General features: G+C 68.9%; 19 protein-coding genes. 11 read left to right on the top strand and 8 right to left on the bottom strand.

Going from position 1 to position 19,513, the window contains the following annotated elements; translation table 11 throughout:
- A partial coding sequence (locus ACWEPL_RS60365) for an alcohol dehydrogenase catalytic domain-containing protein (RefSeq protein ID WP_452440214.1) occupies window positions 1–317 on the bottom strand: 317 nt, incomplete at its 3' end.
- Window positions 318–593: 276 nt separating this feature from the next.
- On the opposite strand from ACWEPL_RS60365, the gene ACWEPL_RS60370 reads away from it, so the two are divergent.
- A complete protein-coding gene (locus ACWEPL_RS60370) occupies window positions 594–1,052 on the top strand; it encodes an integrase core domain-containing protein (protein ID WP_452442062.1) in 459 nt (152 codons plus the stop codon).
- 600 nt (window positions 1,053–1,652) lie between these two features.
- On the opposite strand, the gene ACWEPL_RS60375 is transcribed toward ACWEPL_RS60370, so the two are convergent.
- Complete coding sequence (locus ACWEPL_RS60375) at window positions 1,653–2,159, bottom strand: hypothetical protein (RefSeq protein ID WP_452442063.1); 507 nt, start codon at window positions 2,157–2,159, stop codon at window positions 1,653–1,655.
- A 390-nt stretch (window positions 2,160–2,549) separates the two neighbouring features.
- Between ACWEPL_RS60375 and ACWEPL_RS60380 the strand changes: the two genes are divergently transcribed.
- On the top strand, window positions 2,550–3,710 hold the full coding sequence (locus ACWEPL_RS60380; RefSeq protein ID WP_452442064.1) for a DUF5685 family protein: 1,161 nt from the start codon (window positions 2,550–2,552) through the stop codon (window positions 3,708–3,710).
- A gap of 863 nt (window positions 3,711–4,573) precedes the next feature.
- On the opposite strand, the gene ACWEPL_RS60385 is transcribed toward ACWEPL_RS60380, so the two are convergent.
- Window positions 4,574–4,780, bottom strand: a complete 207-nt coding sequence (locus tag ACWEPL_RS60385) for an MmyB family transcriptional regulator (protein WP_452442065.1) — start codon at window positions 4,778–4,780, stop codon at window positions 4,574–4,576.
- Between the two features lie 314 nt (window positions 4,781–5,094).
- Between ACWEPL_RS60385 and ACWEPL_RS60390 the strand changes: the two genes are divergently transcribed.
- Window positions 5,095–6,075, top strand: coding sequence for a LysR family transcriptional regulator (locus tag ACWEPL_RS60390; RefSeq protein WP_363971622.1), 981 nt, complete (start codon window positions 5,095–5,097; stop codon window positions 6,073–6,075).
- 77 nt (window positions 6,076–6,152) lie between these two features.
- Here the strand turns inward: ACWEPL_RS60390 and ACWEPL_RS60395 are convergent, their stop codons facing one another.
- Window positions 6,153–6,896: an SDR family oxidoreductase gene (locus ACWEPL_RS60395; RefSeq protein WP_452442066.1), complete on the bottom strand. Its 744-nt coding sequence runs from the start codon at window positions 6,894–6,896 to the stop codon at window positions 6,153–6,155.
- Between the two features lie 56 nt (window positions 6,897–6,952).
- On the bottom strand, window positions 6,953–7,726 hold the full coding sequence (locus ACWEPL_RS60400; RefSeq protein ID WP_363971619.1) for an oxidoreductase: 774 nt from the start codon (window positions 7,724–7,726) through the stop codon (window positions 6,953–6,955).
- Window positions 7,727–8,381: 655 nt separating this feature from the next.
- On the opposite strand from ACWEPL_RS60400, the gene ACWEPL_RS60405 reads away from it, so the two are divergent.
- Window positions 8,382–9,413: a hypothetical protein gene (locus ACWEPL_RS60405; protein WP_452442067.1), complete on the top strand. Its 1,032-nt coding sequence runs from the start codon at window positions 8,382–8,384 to the stop codon at window positions 9,411–9,413.
- Here ACWEPL_RS60405 and ACWEPL_RS60410 read toward each other — a convergent pair.
- Window positions 9,404–9,721 carry a PfkB family carbohydrate kinase gene (locus tag ACWEPL_RS60410; protein ID WP_452442068.1) on the bottom strand — a complete coding sequence of 106 codons (318 nt, stop codon included), beginning with the start codon at window positions 9,719–9,721 and terminating at the stop codon, window positions 9,404–9,406. The genes ACWEPL_RS60405 and ACWEPL_RS60410 overlap by 10 nt on opposite strands.
- 23 nt (window positions 9,722–9,744) lie before the next feature.
- Entirely contained in the window at window positions 9,745–10,401 is a 657-nt protein-coding gene (locus ACWEPL_RS60415) for a GntR family transcriptional regulator (RefSeq protein ID WP_452442069.1), read from the bottom strand.
- Between the two features lie 108 nt (window positions 10,402–10,509).
- Here ACWEPL_RS60415 and ACWEPL_RS60420 point away from each other — a divergent pair, with 108 nt between their 5' ends.
- The 7 genes from ACWEPL_RS60420 to ACWEPL_RS60450 all read left to right on the top strand — a co-directional run bounded on the left by ACWEPL_RS60420 (window position 10,510) and on the right by ACWEPL_RS60450 (window position 17,616).
- Window positions 10,510–11,802: an extracellular solute-binding protein gene (locus ACWEPL_RS60420; RefSeq protein WP_452442070.1), complete on the top strand. Its 1,293-nt coding sequence runs from the start codon at window positions 10,510–10,512 to the stop codon at window positions 11,800–11,802.
- Entirely contained in the window at window positions 11,789–12,634 is an 846-nt protein-coding gene (locus tag ACWEPL_RS60425) for a carbohydrate ABC transporter permease (RefSeq protein ID WP_452442071.1), read from the top strand. Before ACWEPL_RS60420 ends, ACWEPL_RS60425 begins: the two co-directional genes overlap by 14 nt.
- A complete protein-coding gene (locus ACWEPL_RS60430) occupies window positions 12,631–13,515 on the top strand; it encodes a carbohydrate ABC transporter permease (RefSeq protein WP_350727272.1) in 885 nt (294 codons plus the stop codon). Before ACWEPL_RS60425 ends, ACWEPL_RS60430 begins: the two co-directional genes overlap by 4 nt.
- A gap of 17 nt (window positions 13,516–13,532) precedes the next feature.
- Window positions 13,533–14,618 (top strand): enolase C-terminal domain-like protein, encoded by a 1,086-nt coding sequence (locus tag ACWEPL_RS60435; RefSeq protein ID WP_355199997.1) that lies wholly within the window; start codon window positions 13,533–13,535, stop codon window positions 14,616–14,618.
- A 27-nt stretch (window positions 14,619–14,645) separates the two neighbouring features.
- The gene (locus tag ACWEPL_RS60440; RefSeq protein WP_452442072.1) at window positions 14,646–15,812 is read left to right on the top strand and encodes a hypothetical protein; all 1,167 of its coding nucleotides are present in this window, start codon (window positions 14,646–14,648) and stop codon (window positions 15,810–15,812) included.
- A gap of 177 nt (window positions 15,813–15,989) precedes the next feature.
- The gene (locus tag ACWEPL_RS60445; protein ID WP_452442073.1) at window positions 15,990–16,418 is read left to right on the top strand and encodes a hypothetical protein; all 429 of its coding nucleotides are present in this window, start codon (window positions 15,990–15,992) and stop codon (window positions 16,416–16,418) included.
- 991 nt (window positions 16,419–17,409) lie between these two features.
- Window positions 17,410–17,616 (top strand): hypothetical protein, encoded by a 207-nt coding sequence (locus tag ACWEPL_RS60450; RefSeq protein ID WP_452442074.1) that lies wholly within the window; start codon window positions 17,410–17,412, stop codon window positions 17,614–17,616.
- 285 nt (window positions 17,617–17,901) lie between these two features.
- Here ACWEPL_RS60450 and ACWEPL_RS60455 read toward each other — a convergent pair whose 3' ends face one another.
- Window positions 17,902–19,161, bottom strand: coding sequence for a lipase/acyltransferase domain-containing protein (locus ACWEPL_RS60455; RefSeq protein WP_452442075.1), 1,260 nt, complete (start codon window positions 19,159–19,161; stop codon window positions 17,902–17,904).
- Window positions 19,162–19,513: the final 352 nt, after the last annotated feature.

Below are 19,513 nucleotides of genomic sequence, written 5' to 3' on the forward strand. Positions count from 1 at the left end.
ACGGCCACATACTCCGCCAGGGTGCCGTCGCGGGTCCAGTCCGTGAGGCCGAACACCCGCTGTCCCACCGACCTGCCCCTGGTGCCGTAGCCGAGGGCGGTGACCACTCCGGCCAGCTCGTGCCCGGGGATCGATGGTGTTCGGTCACGGTCGAGGCGATCGGTCCAGGTCGAGGGCCATGCCATCTCGGTCGGGACGAATCCCGACGCATGAACCTGAACGACGACGTCGTTCAGCGCTGCCTGCGGCTCGGGCCGTTCCACCAGCGTCATCCCGGCCGTTCCCGCGGCCTTATCCGTCACCACAATCGCCTTCATCCGGAATCCCCCTATGTCCAGCCCTCGCCTACACGCGTCCGCGTATGACGTCATCTCCCGGACGAGGTCGTACCCGGACACAAGTGGACCTTCACCGACAGACAGCGCCCGGCACGGCCCGGCACCCGCCGGCCGGTCAAGACACTCATGGTGCGGATGGCTCGGGAGAACCCGACCTGGGGATAGGCGGATTCAGGGCGAGTTGGCCTGGCTGGGCCGACCTGGCGGCAGTTCCTGGCCGCTCAGGTCCACGCGATCAACGCGTGCGACTTCCTGGTGGTCGAGACGGTATTGCTCAAACGGCTGTATGTGCTGGTCTTCATCGAGCACGGCACTCGGCGGCTGCATCTGGGTGGGGTAACCGCGCGTCCGACCGGGGCGTGGACGGTCCAGCAGGCCCGCAACCTCGTCATGGACCTGGGGGAGCGCATCGCCGAGCTGCGGTTCTTGATCCACGATCGCGATCCACTCTTCTCCTCCGCGTTCAGAGAGGTGTTCGCGGCCGAAGGGTTTCGGATCATCGCCACCATGCCGCAGACACCGAGGATGAACGCCATCTGCGAGCGGGTCATCGGCACCCTGCGCCGCGAACTGTTGGACCGGATGCTGATCCTCCACGAACGCCATCTGGCCCAGGTGCTTCGCGAGTACCTGATTCCCTACAACGGGCACCGGCCGCACCAGTCCCGGCAACAACGTCCCCAGACACCGCACCGCGGCCCGCCCGCGACGTGACCGACCTCAACGCCCTGCGATCCATCCACCGAAAACCCGTCGTCGCGGGCATGATCAGCGAATACCGCCACGCCGCTTAACCGCAGCTCAGCCTACGTAACTCAATATTCGAGCGGCACAGGATGAGTCTGGCCAGGTTCCGTACTCGTGCCATAAGGGCGACAGCACTGAGCCATCGAGCGAGAAGAAAGGCACAACGGTCTCCGCGCCGAACGTGTGGAGACCGCCGGGCCCGGCCCAGCCGACCCGCTTATCCCTACCCACCCGAGCCCGCAGCTCGACGAGGCGCTTTCAACGTAACGCGACGATCTGGACGGCATACTGATCCCCGGCGGTTTCGGTTACGCCGCGCGGGTGCCCGTCCTGGAATGGCTCAGCCAGGACGCGCAGGTGCGGCACGTGTCGTGGAACCTCACAGGTGGGAGATTTCTGGAGTACGTGGCCAACAGGTGGCGGCTTGCCATGATCCCGGAACTGGATCCGCACGCGCTGCACGGCGCCGACCCTGCCGCACTCGTTGGCCGGCGCAAGCGGCAGCCATCATGGAGGTCATCGAGGCGCGTACCGGCACTCTGGGTCGGGCCGCGTCCCGCCGCGACCTCAACTGCGCGTGCGGTTCAGCATGACCAGCCCGGCGATGAACGACCCGAGCAGGACCGGTGACAGAACCGCGAGGGCGCCCCACACAACGAGGCCGAGATAGCCGAGCGCGGACGAACCGTACGTCGGGTCGGCGTCAGCGGCCGCGAACAGCCCCAGGCCGAGGACGACACCCGCCACCGTGAGCGCGATCGGCGTCCACAGGAGCACCCGGGCCCACACACGGTACGTTCGACTGTAGACACGCCGGGCCGCCGGCACATTCGGCCGCGGGGGATACCCGACGGATTCGTTCATGCCCCATTTGTACCAGCCGTGCAGGTCCCGCGCCGCCAGGGCCGGCCGTGGCGCTGCGGGGATCGTCAGTGGGGTCGCCATGGGGTACAGGTAGACGTTCGGCGCGCATCCGTACTCGCCCCGTTCCCCCGAGATGCGGTCGAAGTCGGTGAACCGGAAGGACGCGGCGCCGTCGGGCCGCATCGCGACGACGCGGTCGCGCGAAAACACCACGCCGACCGCGACGACGAGCTCAGCGCCCTCGCCGGGCCTGCACCACGTCGACCGAGGGCGTATCTGCTCCGGTGGATGACCCCAAGCTGGTCAGGTGCGGGCCCAGACGTAACGACTTGCCGCTGGCCATCCGTTCTGAGCTTCTAACCCGCGGGTGGTGGTCAGACAAGCGGCGTGGCTGCGCACCGAGCCGGATCCGATCACGGCAAACGATGGCCATGTGGGTACCCGTTGTCCAAACGATTTTGGTCCTTTTAGGTCGGCAGGCGCAGTGCTCCAGGCCAGTCGGTGAGGGCACCTTCTCCTTCCTGCGGATCCGTTCGCCGCCGCGGTATCTACCGGCGGCCTGGTGCTACGGTTGGCTCTCCAACGCACATAAGGGGACGTATGTTCGGCATTGTCCGCCCGTGTCAGCATGTCCTGTGCAAAGGGCTCTACGCGGACTGGATGGGTCACCTGTGCGGGCTCTGCCTGGCGCTCCGCGACGAGCACGGACACCTGTCGCGCCTGGTGACCAACTACGACGGCCTGCTCGTGTCCGTCCTCACCGAGGCCCAGTCGCCCACGTGCGCGTCGCGCCGGAGGGCGGGCCCGTGTGCGCTACGCGGATTCAAGGGCGCCGACGTAGTGGAGTCCGAGGGGGTACGGCTGGCGGCCTCGGTGTCGCTGCTCCTGGCGGCCGGCAAGGTGAGCGACCACGTGGCGGACGGGGACGGCGTGTACGCCCGCCGCCCGGTGGCCGCCGGCGCCACCCGCCTGGCGGGCCGCTGGTCCTCGGCCGGCACGGCCATGGCCGGCACGCTGGGGTTCGACCCCGCCCCGCTGACGGCAGCGGCCGGCCGCCAGACCCTCCTGGAACGCGCCCGCGCCCAGGCGCCCCCGGGGAGCAGCGCGGCGCCCGGGTTACGAGAGTTGACGGGGCCCACCGAGGACGCCGTCGCCGCCGCGTTCGCGCACACCGCAGTGCTCGCGGGGAAGCCGCACAACCGGGAGGCCCTGGAGGCGGCCGGTCGCGGATTCGGGAAGCTGGCACACCTGATCGACGCGGTGGAGGACCTGGCCGACGACCGGGCGTCCGGGGCGTACAACCCGCTGGCCGCCACCGGCACCGGCCTGGACGAGGCGCGCCGCCACTGCGACGCCGCGCACGCCGAGCTGCGCGCCGCCGTGGACGAGCTGGACCTGCCCCGACCTGGCCTGACGCGCGCCCTGCTGGTGCGGGAGACCGGCAGCGCCGTCTCCCGAGCCTTCGCCACCGCCGCAACCCACGGCACCGGCCACCCGCCCGGGTACGCGCCCGGCGATCCCGGCGCGCCGCCGGGAGGACGGCCGCCGAAGCAGGATCCCGGCGGGCTGCTGTCGCTGGCGTGCGCCGCACTGACCTGCTGCACGTGCGGCCTGTACCGGCCCGCCTGGGACGAGGACCGCGAGGGCTCCTTCTGCGAGCGCTTCGACTGCTCCGGCTACGACTGCTGCGGCAACTGCTGCTCCTGCTGCCCGGGCGAGGACGGCTGTTGCTGCGACGGCTGCAGCTGCGGCTGCGACTGACGCCCGCGGGAGTCACGTCAGCAAGGTCTGGGCGACAAGCCCGGTGGCCGATGCCGAAGCGCCCGGTCAGGATCGCGACCCCCGGAGCGTGCCGTCAGACCCCAGCCCCGGCGGTCAGCCGTGCTCGGTGCGTGCTCGTACGCCCCGTCACGTGCCGTCAGGGCCTGGCCCCAGCGCGGACGCGGCGTTCAGCACCGGCTGGGCCGTCTCTTGGGCAGCTTGGTGGCGGCCTCTGGCAGCACTAAGACGTAGGTGTCGGCGGTGAGCACGATGCTGGCGCGCCCGAGCATCGCCTGCACCACCTTCAGATCGGTGTGCGCGGCCAGCGCCAGCGTGGCGGCGCCATGTCGCAGATCGTGCAGCCGGACCGGGGGGCGGCAACCAGGCGGCGGAAGCGACCAGTGAGGTAGTCCGGCCGCAGCGGCGCTCCGTTTACAGTCGTGAACACGGCGCCTTTCAAGCTGCATATGAGTACTCGTGGAGAACTCCGCCGAGCCGGTCTCTTCGGCGTATGTTCAGGTCGGTGATCCGCTCGGGGTCTGTGATCGGGGCCGGGACGGGAAGCGGCGGGGCCGCTTGGGCCCGGGCTTGGTGGGCGCCGTGCTGGTTGTGGATTCGTTCATACTCGCGCAGAGCATGGCGCAGATGACGTTCGTTCCACAGCAGGCGACGGTCGAGGAGTTCGCGGCGACAGGACTGCGCCCATCGCTCCATGATCGAGTCATGGTCAACCGTTTGGATCGCGGTGAATCTGCCGTCCGCCGCGACCACGGTGCACGTGATGAGACCTGGAGCGCGGCCAGGCGAGGAAGCAGAGCACCTCGGGCTGGATCACTCGGCCGGGTGGCTGGGCACGGGCGGGGTCATGTCCGCATGACGGACGCGAGGAGCGCCAGCTTGTCGGCGCTGTCGGTGCCGGGGTCGGGGTGGAGGACGACGAGCGTCTGGCCTGTCGCGCCGCTGACGCTCAGCCTCTCCCGGTTCAGTGACAGGCCACCGACCTGGGGGTGGGGGGTGCCTTCGCATGTGTTCACGTCGTGGACCGGGATCCTGGTCCTGTCAGCCCGCATCCGCGCTCTCTCACGACAACAGCGTCCGCCGACCGCGCGGGCTACCGACGCGGTGGCGGGCGAGGGTAGTTCCGCGGATCGCTTATCACGGCGAGGGTGCGGCGCGCACCGGTGAGCCGGCTCTGTGGCCGGTACCGACAGAGCGGAACGGCGTCACCTTTGGGAAGGGTTCGGGACGGGAGTGTGTTGAGGCGAGGGTGCCGGGTGGGCTGAAGAATGTTCATCGCCGGTCGTGGAATCCGGCTGACGTGAGTGGTTCGGGACACGATGACGACGGGGTGGGTCACGCTTCGCCCCAGGAGGGATGGGAGCTGATGAGCCTTCGCCAGTTCGAGTACGCCCTGGCGGTCGCGGCGGAGGGCTCGGTGACGGCGGCGGCGGAGTTGTTGCAAGTCGCCCAGCCGTCGATGTCCCAGCAGATCCGCAACCTGGAGCGTGACCTCGGCGTGACGCTGTTCGCGCGAACGTCGGCCGGATTGGTGCCCACCGCGGTCGGCCGGGCGTTCCTGAAGGAGGCGGAGGTCGCGGTGAACGCGGCTCGGCGGGCGCGGGCAACGGCGCGGGCCGGCGCGGATGATCTGGTGGGGGAGCTGGTCGTCGCGGCGCAGCTGGGCTTCGGCACGCGGCAGTTGCCGGGCGCGCTGAGCGTGCTGCGGCGCCGCTTCCCGCGGCTGGAGGTCACCGTCTTCGAGGAGTCGAGCTCCGCTGAGCTGGATCGGCTGTGCCGCAGGGGTGCGCTGGGCCTCGCCCTGATGGCCGCGTGCGAGCGGAGCCCCGCGGACGCCCACCGCCTCGGCGAGGAGGAGTTCGTCGTGGTGCTGGGCGCCGGGCACCGGCAGCTCGCCGCGGACCGGGTCGAGCTGCGCGAGCTGGAAGGGGAGCCGTGGGTCAGGTTCGACCGCGACAGCGCACTGGACGGCGTGCTGCTGGAGGTGTCGCGGAACGACGGGTTGACCCCGGCCACGGTCGCCCGCGTGTCCCAGACGGCGACAGCCGTTCGGTGGGCCGCCCACGGCCTGGGGGTGACGCTCGTCCCGGCCTCCGCGGTGCCCCGCGGTTATGAGCACCTCGCGCGTCCGGTGTTCCCGGCTGTGTCCCAGCCTGTCATCGCCGTGGTCCGGTCCGACGCGGGCCCGGCGGCGACCGCTCTGCTGGAGCTCCTGCGTCAGGAGACCTGGGACAGCTCCGCCTCATTTCGCCGGTCAGGCGCTGGGGCCGGTGAGCTGCACGATGAGGTTGCCGCGGTGAACGCCGCCGAACAGCTCGTCCTGGGCCGTGATCGCTCGTTCCACTGAGGGTTCGAGGACGGTGTAGGGGAAGGTGATCCAGCCCGCGGTGTGCCATGAGGCGTAGTGGCCGGGCGTGGGGCCGGTCAGAGTTGGGTGACTCCGCCGTCCACGGCGAGCTCGACGCCCGCGGTGTACGTCGCGTCGAAGGCGAGGAACGCGGCCGCGGTGGCGATCTCGTCGAGGGTGCCGAAACGCCGCATGGGATTGTCCGCGACGCGCTCCGCCTTGAAGTGCTCGGCGTCCGCCTTGGTCATGGAGCGCTCCAGAATCCCCGTGTCGATGGGACCGGGGCTGATCGCGTTGACGCGAATCCTGCGCGGAAGCAACTCGCGGGAGAAGCTGCGGGCCAGGGAGCGCACCGCCGCCTTGCCGGCCGCGTAGACACTGGTGTCCAGCATGCCGACGGCGCCGGCGACCGAGGTGGTGAGGACGACGCCGGCACCCGTGTTCAGCAGCGGGGCGAGCTTCTGCACGGTGAAGAAGGCGCCCTTGACGTTGATCGCGAACAGCTCGTCGTACACCTCCTCGGTCGTCGACTCGAAAGGCGTGAGGAGCGTGATGCCCGCGTTGACGAACAGGGCGTCGATCGTGCCGAGCTCGGCCTTCACCTGGTCTGCCAGGGCGTCCAGGTTGGACAGTGAGGACACGTCGCCGCGGAAGGCCACCACGTTCTCGCCCAACCGCTCTCGTGCGGCGTCGAGCGTTGCCTGAGAACGGCCGGTGATCACCACGCGGGCTCCGCCGTCCGCCAGGAACTTCGCGATCGCGAGCCCGATGCCGCTGCCGCCACCGGTGACCACTACATTCTTGTCGCTGTATTTTTCCATGCCATTATTCCTTCGTTGTTCGATGTGAAAGTACGACGCCGAATTTCTTTTCGGCGTCAGTTCCTGGGGTATTCGCCGCCGTCCACGGAGAAATAGGTCCCGGTGAGCCAGCTCGCCCGGTCGGACACGAGGAACAGCACCGCGTTGGCGATGTCGTCAGGCCGGCCGTCGCGCCCGAGCGGGGGTGTGGCGGTCGCGCCCGATTCCGCGTTGTCGCTCGCCCACCGCCTCCGCGTCTCCTCGCCGCCGGGCGTGGCGGTCCTGCCGGGGCCCAGGGCGTTGACCCGGACGCCGAACGGGGCCAGCTCCGCGGCCAGGGCCCGGCTGTAGCTCTCCAGCCCCGCCTTCGCCGCCTGGTAGTGCGCGAACGCCGGCACCGGCGGGAGGAGCGCGGCCGTGGAGATGTGCACGATCGCCCCCGATCCCCGTTCCCGCATCCCCGGTGCCAGCAGCGAGTTCAGTCGCACCGCCGCCAGGAGGTTCAGCTCCAGCGTGTCCTGCCAGTCCTCGGCGGGGATCGTCATGGCGCTGCCGCCCGCGTTGGCCCGCGCACCACCCGCGTTGTGGACCAGGATGTCCACCCCGCCGAGCGTCTCCTGCACGGCCGTGGCCAGCGCCTCCGTCCCGGCCTGTGTCCGGATGTCGGCCGTCACGAAGGCGGCTCCCTCCGGCGCCGTGTACGTGGTCGACCTGGCGGTGGCCAAGACCTCGACGCCCGCGTCCAGGAGCTGGCGTACGACGGCCGCTCCGATTCCGCGGGAACCACCTGTGACCAGGGCTCGCTTTCCTTTAAGCTCTCGCGGCTCAGCTCCGTTTTCGACCGTGGTCATGCTGCCATTCCTTTCGATTGTTTGCTCATTCGCTCGGCGCGGGCACAGCGCGAATCTTTCGAGCAATCGCGGTGCGCGCCTCGTCGACCCGATTCACGGTATGTCCGGAGAAGAACGAGAGGCAAAGATGGAATATCAGCAGCTGCCATAGGGAATTCCTATGGGCGTCGCGGCTGCCGATGCCGCGAGGCCTGCTGTCGCCACAGTGTTCGTCCTGCCTGGGCCGGGGCTGCCCGGGTGGTGACGTCGGCGGCCTGGGCGTATGCTGCACGCTCTGACGCGACGCGTGGTATTCGGGCCAGAGACCGTCGTGGCGGACGGCCAAGCACAAGCCGTGGGCGAGGGCGGGTGGGTTTCCGGCGACCGACGGCTGGTACGTCTCGACGACCACCTGGCGGGAGATCATCAAGGCCGCCATTGAGGTCGGCCGAGATGTCACCCCGCATTTGCAGAATCAGCCGCAGTATGCGCACAGGGAACTCGTCGCCCGGGTTCCCCCGTTGTACGCCTACCTCGGAACACACCCTGTCAAGCCTCAGCACCCCGTACGAGGCACCACGGGCCAACGCCTGACCCTGAACCCGGTGTACGCGTACGGCACCGAGCGCAGCGCGAAGAACGCAGCCGCCTACCGGCTGGGTATGACGATGTCTGAGTGGGCCTGCCGATCCCCGCCCTGCTGGACACGTTCAAGAACCCGAAGAATAAGCTGCCCCACCTGTGGGGGCAGCACCAGGCAGCGGGCCTGTACTGGCTGATCGAGGCCAAGGGGGGCGACGTGGGCCTCAGCACGCTCCGCAAGGGGTGGGAGCAACTGGCCGCCGGCAGCAAGATTCTCGGCTCGTACGCCCACCGCACTGTCCTGGTCGGAGCGTGCGTGCGGCCCGGTGACGACCTCTTCCTCACCATCGACCACGGCCTGCACTTCGGACAGCCGCCGCTCACCGCAGCCGGATTCGACATCGACGACGAGTCAGCGGCCGGCCCGGGCAATCTCGAAGACCGTCTCGGCGACAGCGACGACGCGCTCATCGGTGCGGTCCGCGCCCAGATGCTCGCCTACCTGGCGCTGCGCTCCGCTCCTGCCTCGCAGCTTCGCACCGTGCTCGTTCCCGCTGACCGCGCGTCCCGTCGTCGGCGCTCCGGGCTGGCCACGCCCATGGAAGGCGACGACTTCACCCGCGCCATGCGGGCCGAAGCCCGCGGAGTAGCGCCCTACATCGAGCGGCACACGCTGCGCGCCAGGGTCCTTTCATGGGGCCTTGACGACTTTCTCACCTGCCGCATCCCCGGAACCGAGGTTCACCTCGGCATGTCCCGGAAGCTGTACGCCGCCTGCGAGCGCCTCCACCAGGAAGACCTCGCCATCGCCCAGCGCACCCCGGGGCTGCGCGCCGATGACCAGGAACTCAGCGACGACGCTCGGGAAGAACAGCGACTCACCCAGCGGCGGATCTTCCGCCAGCAGCAGGAGGAAGCCCGCCCTCGGCTCCGAGACGCCTACGAGCGGGGAGCGACAAGCGACTGGAGTGATCTGCTGCGCCGTCCCCAGGAGCCAGAACTCGACCTGGAAGGCGACGAGGGACTCCTCGAAGCGGCGACGCCGGAGACGTACCTGGCCGTCAGCCCCTACGGCCTGCCCCCAGCACGCGCCTGGCTATCAGGGCTCGCATTCGATCAGGCGTGACCCCAGGTCGAGTATCCGGAGTACGGGGAAGCTTCGGGGCGCGGCGGTCGGCGCGGCCGCGATGAGTCCCGACCGGGCACGCCAGGGGCTCGGAGGGGGATCGGGTGGACGGCGCCGTGTCCGGTGGTGGCGGTGGCCGCGGCCACGGCCGCGTACCGGGCGGCTTCGACGGCGGTGGCGCCCTGCAGCAGGCGCGCGGCGAAGGCCCCGTCGAACGTGTCGCCCGCGCCGGATGCGTCGACCGGGACGACCAGATGGGCCTTGACGTGGGTGACCTCGCCGCCGTCGGCCACCAGAGCCCCTGGCATCGGCGGCCGCGGACCTCTGGATCTCACGGCAGTGACGCGAGCATTCGCTCTCCCGCCGATCGCAGATGGGCGGTCATCGCGGCCGCCGCAGCCGGGCTGTCGCCCGCCACGACTGCTCGTACGATGGCTTCGTGCTCGTCCCGGGTGAGCTCGGCGGCGCCTTCCCGGGCGTAGAAGATCCGGAAAGCGCGCGAACGGACGAACAGCCGCTCCAGCGTCTCGGCCACGACCAGGTTCCTGGCCATCTCGGCGAGTTTGCCGTGCAGTAGTTCGTCGGCCTTGGCCAGCATGGTGAGGTCGCCGCCGGGAACGTCGATCTGCCGGCGCAGGAACGCCCGGTCCTCCGCGCGGAACTCCCGGGCGGCACGGGCGGCCGTGGGAGGTTCGAGCAGCAGCCTGCACTCGTACAGGTCGGAGATCGTCTTGTGGTCGGGCAGGTCGGCGGCGACGAAGCCGCGGTAGGGGTGCTTGCTGACCAGGCCGTCGGCCTCCAGGCGGCCCAAGGCCTGGCGGATCGGCGTGTTGGAGATCTTCAGCTGGGCCGCCAGGGCGTCGATCTTGACCCGGCTGCCATGTGGGATGTGGCCACTGAGCAGCATTTCTCGCAACACGTCGTACACGTCGTCGGCCAGCACTTGCCGCCGGGGGAGCGCCGGTGCCGGCGCGGGTGAGTCGGTCATCCAAGCCTCCTGACGTTCACAACATAGCGACAAATGGGGGTTGACGTCGCCGTAACATGCATGCAACATCTGACTTCAGACATCGTACACGATTTTGTCGAGGCAGCTGTGATCAGATTTCGCATCCCCCTAACGGCGTGCCTCGCGGGCGCCCTGCTCGCCGCCTGTTCGTCCAACACGCCCGCAGCCGTCAGCGGTGCCATCACCGAGGATCGTGACGCGACATTGCTGGTGTGGAGTGACCCCACCCGGCTGGCCGGATTCGAACAGTTCAAGAAGACGCACCCGAACCTGAAGATGAAGGTCGAGACCTACGACGGGCAGAGCCTGCTGACGAAGATCCAGCTGTTCAACCGCACCGGCAAGGGCTGGCCGGACGTCATCTTCGCCGGGCAGCCCAACATGGTCTCCCAGTTCGCCGGGAAGCTCGACTATGCCCAGCCCCTCGACTCACTGGTGCAGGAGCAGATCCGGAAGGACTTCGGTGCGGCCAACGCGCCCTGCGAGGTGGGGGGCAAGCTGTACTGCCTGCGCAACGACCTGGCCCAGACCGTGCTGTGGTACAACAAGCCGCTCATGGAGCGCTTCGGCTACCAGCTCCCCAAGACCTGGAACGACTACCGGGCGCTGGGCGAGCGGGTGGCCAAGGAGCACCCCGGCTACGTCATCGGCAGCGCGGGCAGCTTCTTCACCTATTACGACTACTTCTGGTCCAGCGGCTGCCCGATCCAGCAGGTGACCGGGCCGGACAAGGTGCACATCGACCTGAAGGACCCCAAGTGCACCCGGGTCGCGGACGTGCTCGACCCGCTGGTCAAGAACGGCTCGGTCACCAAGGCGGGGCTCTTCGACCCGGAGATGGCCAAGCTGGGCAAGGAGGGCAAAGTCCTCATGCTGCCCGGGGCCTCCTGGCTCGGCGACTACCTGTTCAAGCCCAAGGACCTGTTCGCCACCCCCAACGGGCAGATCGCCGCGGCGCCGTACCCGTCCTGGGACGGCGAGACGACCAACTGGTCCGGCAGCGCGGGTGGCGGCGTCTATCTGGTCTCGCGCCACTCCAAGAACATGAAGGGGGCCGCCGAGATCATCCAGTGGATGACCACCGACGCCGGCTACCAGAAGGGCGCGCCGACCTACCCTGCCTACGGCCCCTCGGCCGACGCGTGGGCCAAGCGGCTGGCCGGTGACCCGTTCTACGCGTCCGACCCGTTCCCGGTGATGCGGGAGCAGGCGGCCAAGGTCAACCCGGTGCAGCAGCCCACCCGCTACGACGTCGAGGGCGCGTTCACCCAGACGGTGGTCCCCGCGATCCGCTCCGGCGGCAGTGTCCGGGCCGGCCTGGACGCGTTGCAGGCCGAGCTGGTGAATTTGGCGAAGGCACAGGGCTATGACGTCGGGTAAGTTGTTCGGCTGGCTGTGCGTGACCCCGTACCTGGTGCTGCTCGCGGTCTTCGGGATCGGCCCCGTGCTGTACGCCCTCTACGAGTCCCTGAGCGACCCGCGGGCCTACGGCAACGCGATCGCCGACTTCCGCTTCCTGCCCGCGCTGGGCAACGTGTCGCTGTTCATGGCGCTGTACCTGCCGGTCATGGTGATCGGCGTGCTGCTGCTGGCGCTGTTCGTCCAGGACCAGCGTCCCCTGTACGGCACGGCGCTGCGCCTGGTCTACATGCTGCCGGGTGCGGTCACCGGCTCGGCCAGCGTGCTCCTCTGGTACGTCATGCTCCAGCCCGCGCTCAGCCCCTTCGCCCCGCTGCTGCACGGCCTGGGCATGCGGACCGGCAACGACGTGCTGAAACCGTCGTACCTGGTGATGATCTTCGCGCTGATGGCCTTCGCCACCGGCTTCGGTCAGTGGGTGGTCATCATGTACGGCGCGCTGCAGGGAGTGCCGCGCGAGGTGCTGGAGGCCGCCAAGGTGGACGGCTGCACCTGGTGGCAGACGGCCCTGCGGATCAAGCTGCCGCTCATCTCCAAGTACGTGGTCTACATGGTCATCCTGGCCTTCACCGCCGGACTGCAGATCTTCATCGAGCCGCAACTGCTGTACGGCGTGGCCTTCACCGGCTCCAAGTCGTGGTCGCTGAACCAGCTCGGCCTGCTGTTCGCCTTCGACAACGGCGACTTCGCCGCGGCCGCCGCGCTGTGCCTGATGCTCCTGGCCGTCTGCACCGTGGCCGCCTGCTTCCTGGTGTTCAAGGCCAAGTTCTTCGAGACGGAGGTCGACCGATGACCGAGCGGCTCGGCGGGCCGTGGGTGTGGCGGACGTCCGTGTCCGTCGTGCTCGGCCTGGTAGCCCTGGCCTGCGCACTGCCGCTGGTGTGGCTGGTGCTGGCGCCGACCAAGTCCGACGCCCAGATCACCGGCGGGCATCCGCTGTCCTTCGGCTCGCTCGACGGCTACCTGACCGCCTGGCGGAACCTGACCACCTTCAACGACGGCGTCATCTATCAGTGGATCGTCAACTCGGCGGTCTACACCGGCGGCGCGGTGCTGCTGTCGGTGACCACGTCCCTGCTGGCCGGGTACGCGCTGGCGGCGACGAGGATCGCCGGCCGGCGGGTCATCCTCATCGCCACGCTGCTGGCGATGATCGTGCCACCCGCCGCGCTCGTGCTCCCGCTCTTCCTCGAGGTGAACGCGGTCCAGCTCACCGGCACCGCCTGGTCGGTGATCCTGCCCGCCAGCCTCTACCCGTTCGGGGTCTACCTCGCCTTCATCTACTTCTCCACCCTGCTGCCGCGCGAGGTGCTGGAGGCCGCCAGGATCGACGGCTGCTCGGAGGCCGCCCTGTTCGCCAGGGTCGCCCTGCCGCTGGGCAAGCCGCTGATCGCGCTGCTGACCTTCTTCGCCTTCATTGGCAACTGGAACAACTACTTCCTCCCGTTCGTGATGCTCGGCGACGACGAGACCTTCAACCTCCCGGTCGGGCTCGGCGTGCTGATCTCCGGCTCACCGGCGCTCAACCCGGCACTGGGAGGCAGCGATCTCCCCATCCACCGGCCAGAAGCCGCGATAACGGGCGTGCTCACCGTGGTGCCCGTGGCGCTCGTCTTCCTGTTCGCCCAGCGCCACCTCGTGCGCGGACTGCTCGACGGCGCCGTCAAGAACTGAACCGCAACGGAGTGAATGTGAAGATCACCGCTGTCGACGTCGTCCTGTGCGCGCAGCCCGCCGTCACACCCGCCTTCCGCTGGCGCGACGGCCTGCCGGGGTCCGAGCCCGCGCACACCGGCGGCTGGCTCGTGCTGTCCACCGACGACGGGCACACCGGCTACGCCTACAGCCAACGCGGCGCCATCCTGGCCGACATCGCCGACCGGCGGCTGCGCTCCGAACTGCTCGGCGCCGACCCGCTGCAGCGTGAGTGGTTGTGGCACCGCGTCTGGGAGCTGGACCGCATCGAGGAGATGCCGCTCTACATCCACGGCCTGGTCGACGTGGCGCTGTGGGACATCGCGGGGAAGGCCGCCGGGCTGCCGGTGCACCAACTGCTCGGCGGGTACCGCACCGCCATCCCCGCGTACGCCTCCACCTCGACCTTCGCCACCGTCAGCGAGTACCTCGACGTCGCCGACCAGTGCCTGGAACTGGGCTACCCGGCCATCAAGCTGCACGCCTGGGGGAACGTCGACCGCGACATCGCCCTGTGCGCGGCACTGCGCGAGCACGTCGGTGACTCGGTGCCGCTGATGTACGACGGATCCGCCGGGTTCGACCTGCTCGACGCGATCAAGCTGGGCAGAGTCCTGTCCGAGGCCGGATACCTCTGGTACGAGGAGCCGATGCGCGAGTTCAGCGCGACCGCCTACCAGCGCCTGGCCGAGAAGGTGAACGTACCTCTGATCGTCGCCGAGACCAGCGACGGCGCCCACATGAACACCGCCGACTTCATCGCCAACGGCTCCGCCACCGCGGTGCGCACCAGCGCGGGCCTGCGCGGCGGCGTCACCGGGGCGATGCGGATCGCCCACCTGGCCGACGCCTACCGGATGCGCGCCGAGGTCCACGGCGGCGGCATCGTGCACACCCACCTGTGCATGGCCATCCCCAACACCACCTACTACGAGTCGTTCGTCCCCGCCAACCCCGTGACCAGGGAAGAGGCGGTCGACGCCAACGGGCTCGTCCACGCGGGAACCGCGCCCGGCATCGGATACGAGGCCGAATGGGAGCGCACTGCCGTACCGGCCGGGCTGGAGCCCTACACCTCCTGAATTCCCCCAGCAAAGGAGAACACCAACATGAGCGACAAACGGAGCACCAGCCTGAGCAGGCGTGCCGTTCTGGCGACCGCCGCGACGCTACCCCTGATCGCGGCGACGCCCGCCGCGGCGGCGGCCAAGGGCTGGACGTGGAAGCTGCTCACCGAGGGCACGGACGTGTGGCAGCGCAACTCCTGGAAAGGCAGGGAGCAGTTCGACTTCCGGCTCGGCGGTGGCGGCTGCATCCCGCAGATGCGGCACTGCCCGACCGGCTACCGGCCACTGCTCTCGCCCACCTACGAGGGCGAGGAGACCGACCGGGTCATGCAGGCCGTCCTGTGGGGCCTGAACGTCGAAGCCGCGACCAACGTCCTCGACCGGCGCTGGAACGTCAACCAGGCGGGCACCCGCCCCGGCGCCTACCAGCGCACGGTCCGCGTCGAGCGGACCACCCCGACCGCGACCGACGTGTGGACCATCGCCGACCGGCAGTGGTACGCCGAACTCGTCGCCGACTTCGCGGGATCGGACGCCGTCCCGCAGCTCACCCGCTACACCAGACTGTCCAACGGCACGCTGGAGATCCGCCGCGTCATCCGGCTGCCCAAGGTCGTCAACGCCGGAACGACAGTCGCGAACGTCGAGTTCTACCTGGAGAACTGGCTGCCGTTCCTGCGCTCCGCCGACGCCTTCACCGCCCTGGCGCTGCGACTCGACGCCAACGGCGACCCGAGCGAGTGGTACCGGGCGGGCCAGAACATCCCCTACTACCCGTGGACGCCGACCAGCACCACCAGCGGCTACGCCATGGTCTACCAGGAAGGCACGCACCGGACCACCCCCAACGTGGCCGTGGTCTTCTCCAAGAACCCGGGCACGAAGCACGCCACCTCGGCCGTGTTCGAGAATGTGCGCAACTCGATGGACTGGGACACCGGCATCGGCATCCTGCCCGGCGCCCACATCATCGGCGGGGAAGCCGACAGCATCCTGGACTACACGATCCGCATCGTGCCCAACGGCGGCACCAGCGCCGGCCTGGTCACCGACCTCAACGCACAGGTCGCCGCGATCCGGCCACCCGCTCTGTACGGCCCGTCGTACGCGCTGTCCGGCGAACTGGGCAGCATCGCGGGGCGGCTGCGCGGTTACCTGACCTCCGCCGAGGGAACGCGAACCAACCACCTCGCCCCGCTCCTGGTCTGAGTCCGGCGATCCCGGGCGCCGAGCAGGGATCGTGGGTATCGGCACCAACCGGCTCCGGCTCGTCCTCCTCTCCAACCGACGGTGCCGTCGGTTCCGACGTAGGTGACCGAGACCAGGCCGGCGCTGTCGATGATCGCGGCGGGGCCGATGGCGATGGCGGGGCGCTGAGGTGTAGCGGTGGGGGTCGTCGCCGAACTCTGCGATCACCCGGGCGCCGAGGATCGCTCCCAGCCCGGGCGGGGAGCAGATGATCTCAGCGGCCGGGTGCTGCTCAAAATGCGCCTCGACCTCCTTGTGCTGGGCCGCGACCTGCTCGTTCAGGGTGACAAGGACGGCGACCAGCGACCGTGTGGAGGCGGCGTGTGCGGCGGTGATGGCAGCCGGTTGGCCCAGGTGCCGTTCGCGCAAGGCGGCCTGGATCGGCGCGGCCTTGGCGGCCAGATCGCCGCGACGCCCGGCACGCCGCAGCGCCGCGCTGATCTGGCTGATGGTCGTCCTGCCCAGCTACTTCCTGCTGCGCGACAGCCTGTGCGGTGCCAAAACGTGGATACGACTACTGAGCTGGGCGTTCGTACAGCGATCAGGCCGCTCTGCGGTACTCGTTGATCAGTCCAGTGACGGTCCTTCGGCAGGTGATCGAGGCACTCACGGCGTAGCGTTCCCACGAACCGTTCCGCGAACGCGTTTGCCCGTGGTGACCGGACGGGCGTCTTGATGACCCGCATACCGCTGGCGGCGAACACCTCATCGAACGAGCGGGAGAACTTGCCGTCACGGCCCCGGCTGAGAAACCTGAAGGCGCTGGCGCGTTCACCCAGGTCCATCAGCAGATTCCGGGCTTGCTGGGTGGTCCATGCGCCGGTCGGCTTGGAGGTGACGCCCATCAAGCGCACACGGCGTGTCTCGATCTCCATGACGAACAAGACGTACAGGCGCTTGAAGAACACGGTGTCCACGTGAAGGAAGTCGCACGCCAGGATGCCGGAGGCCCGCGAGGTGAGGAACTGTCGCCAGTTCGGCGAGGTCTGGCGTGGCGCTGGGCCCAGGCCGGCCGCGGCGAGGATACGGCGGATGGTGCCTTCTCCGATCCGATGGCCGAGCCCGAGCAGTTCACCCCGGATCCGCCGATGCCCCCATCGGGGATTCTCACAAGGTGTCAGGCGTCACGATCCGGTGAAGGCGAAGCCGCGTGGGTAGCAGTCGCGCCAGTGCGGCCAGCAGCGCCCGGTCGGCCCAATCCGGTTGCGGCCGGGCGACGCAGGACGGCGACCTCATGACGCAGCACCAGGATCGCCACTTTCTTGGAGGTGTCGCCCCGCGCGAGAAGCGTCAATCAGCCGAACAACCGGACCATCAGCAGATACAGCAGGCGTAAGAACACGTGTGCCGAGGATAGAAGGCCAGGTCAGATGCCATGGACGAGTTTGACACCGCACATGGTCCCGCTCGGCGCGGTGCCGGGTCGATGTCGGCCTTGCTCAAGATGAGCCACACCGTGGAGGCTCCCACCCGATAGCCCAGAGTGGCGAGTTCCCCGGCGATCCGCCGGTAACCCCACAGCGGATTCTCGCGGCCCAGACGAAGTACCAAGGTCCGGATGGAGGCACGGGTGGGAGGCCGGCCCTGGCTACGGCGTTTGAAGGTCCCGCGCCGCCGCACCAGATCGGCGTGCCGGGGCAGCTACATGGAACGACGCACCAAAGAGGGACTCTCCAAGAAAGAGATCATCCGCTGCCTCAAACGCTATATCGCCCGCGAGCTCTACCAGATCATCACCAAAACCGATCGTGAACTCGCCGCTTGACATCTATAGGAGCATCGGACCTGGTGTAAGTTCGGGCCAAGGCGCGGTACCGGTATTTCGACCGGCCCGTTTCCTTGACCCGCCCTCCGCCCCCGGCATGCCCATTACTGAGCACCGGGCGCTCCACAAGCCCCAATGGATTTCCTGGCGTTCCTCATGCTGTGCTTGCCCAGGGCTCGGGTATCTGCGCTCCTCGGTATCGGTAACGCTCGGTGCGTACCGCCGCGGGGTTGAAGAGCACGTCGCCGCCTCTCAGCCCGGTTTGGCGCGACGATGTGGAGCAGGCTACCGGCAGCGGGTGCGCGGTCGGCCCAGGACGGTGACCAGGCGGTCGAGCAGGGCGGGGTCGTTGGGCAGCGCGCCGTGCTCCACGCCGGGATTGTCCGTCAGGCTGAAGTGATGGCAGTGCATGGCCCGCCAGGCCAGGATGGCGTTGTTGGTGATGTCCTCCTGGTTACCGTCGCCGTCGCGTCGCAGGAAGCCACCGGGGTCGGCGATCTGGCCGGTGGACAGGTTCGCCAGCCGGGCCCCGACGACCGTGGGCAGGCCGGAACCCTTCTCTCCGTAGACGTCCACGTCGGGGAACGACCTCGGATCGGCGAACCGGACGAAGCCGATGTAGTACGCGGCGATCTTCCCGGCCGTCGGCAGCCCCGCGTCGGCGAACAGGCGCCGATAGTCGCGAGGCGTGTAGGAGCGGCCCGTCGAGGAGTCGCGGATGACGACCTCACGGTCGCCGAAGACCGCCGGGTCGGCGGCGCTCATGTAGGTCGAGGGGGCGCTCTGGTACATCCGCGCGCTGCTCCGCGCGTTCTGTCTGGTCGTGGGGTAGCCGAAGTCCTGGATGTTCTGCCCGGTGAACATCAGGGAGTACATCAGGCCCTGCCCCGGCATGTTGCCCGCGATCGGGGTGAAGCCGTGGATGTAGCGGTCTCGCCATGCCTGGCTGGTGTGGGTGAGCAGGTATTGGGCATACAGCGGCCCGTTGGAGTGGCCGACGAGGTGCACCGGCCGCTCGCCGTTGTCGTGGTAGGTGTCCTCGATGAGCCGGCGGGTGCGCTCGAAGAAGCCGCCCATGTCGGGGGTGAGCCGGGCGTCGTACCCGGCGACCCGGATGTCGCGGTCGCGGACGTACCCGTTGGTCTCCAGCCTGCGGTAGAGAGCCTCGTAGTACGGTGCGCTGTCCGTGCGGCCGTATTCCATGATCTCGACGGTGACGCCCGGTTGCTCGGCGAAACGCCCCGGCATCGGCAGGGACGGATCGTCGCGGTAGCGCAGGGTGAGCAACCGGTCCCGGCAGACCTGGCTGAACCTGCTCGGCCGGTCGTTGCGGAACCAGTCCTGGAAGGTGCCAGAGCGCGGGCAGTCCGGCGCCGTGGTCTGGTCGCGTACGGTCGCCTGGAGCTTGGTGAAATGGAACGCGGGGAACAGCACGACCGGGGGTTTCTCCCGCGCCGGAGACCCGGACGGGCCGGGCTGGCCCGCGGTCAGCCCCAGCGGGACCAGCGCAGCCAGCACACCGTGCATCCAGCGGCCATCCAACATCGCCATCCCCTTCAGCCACTCAATGTTCCAAGCGGTCGTTACCCGCGATCGCATTCTGTGATACCTGCTGGTCAAAAGGGTGTCCCGGGGCCGCCGCCATCGAGGTTGCCGACCGGCGCACGCCAGCACGGTGCAGGGCTCGAATATGCGATTCATGCGCTGACCTGCAGTCCTTGGCAGGCTTGCAGATCTTTAGCATTGCCGTCTGAGCGGTTGCTCAAAACGGCTTGAGCGACTGCCGGCCTGCCGCCCGATGATCGCGTCCTCACGGTCGAACGCGGATGACCGTCTTCCCCGTGCGTCGCTCGGTCGGGTTGAGGGCGGCGACGGCCTCGTCGAGGGTCGCGACGTT

It is taken from the genome of Nonomuraea sp. NPDC004186, from assembly GCF_053603495.1.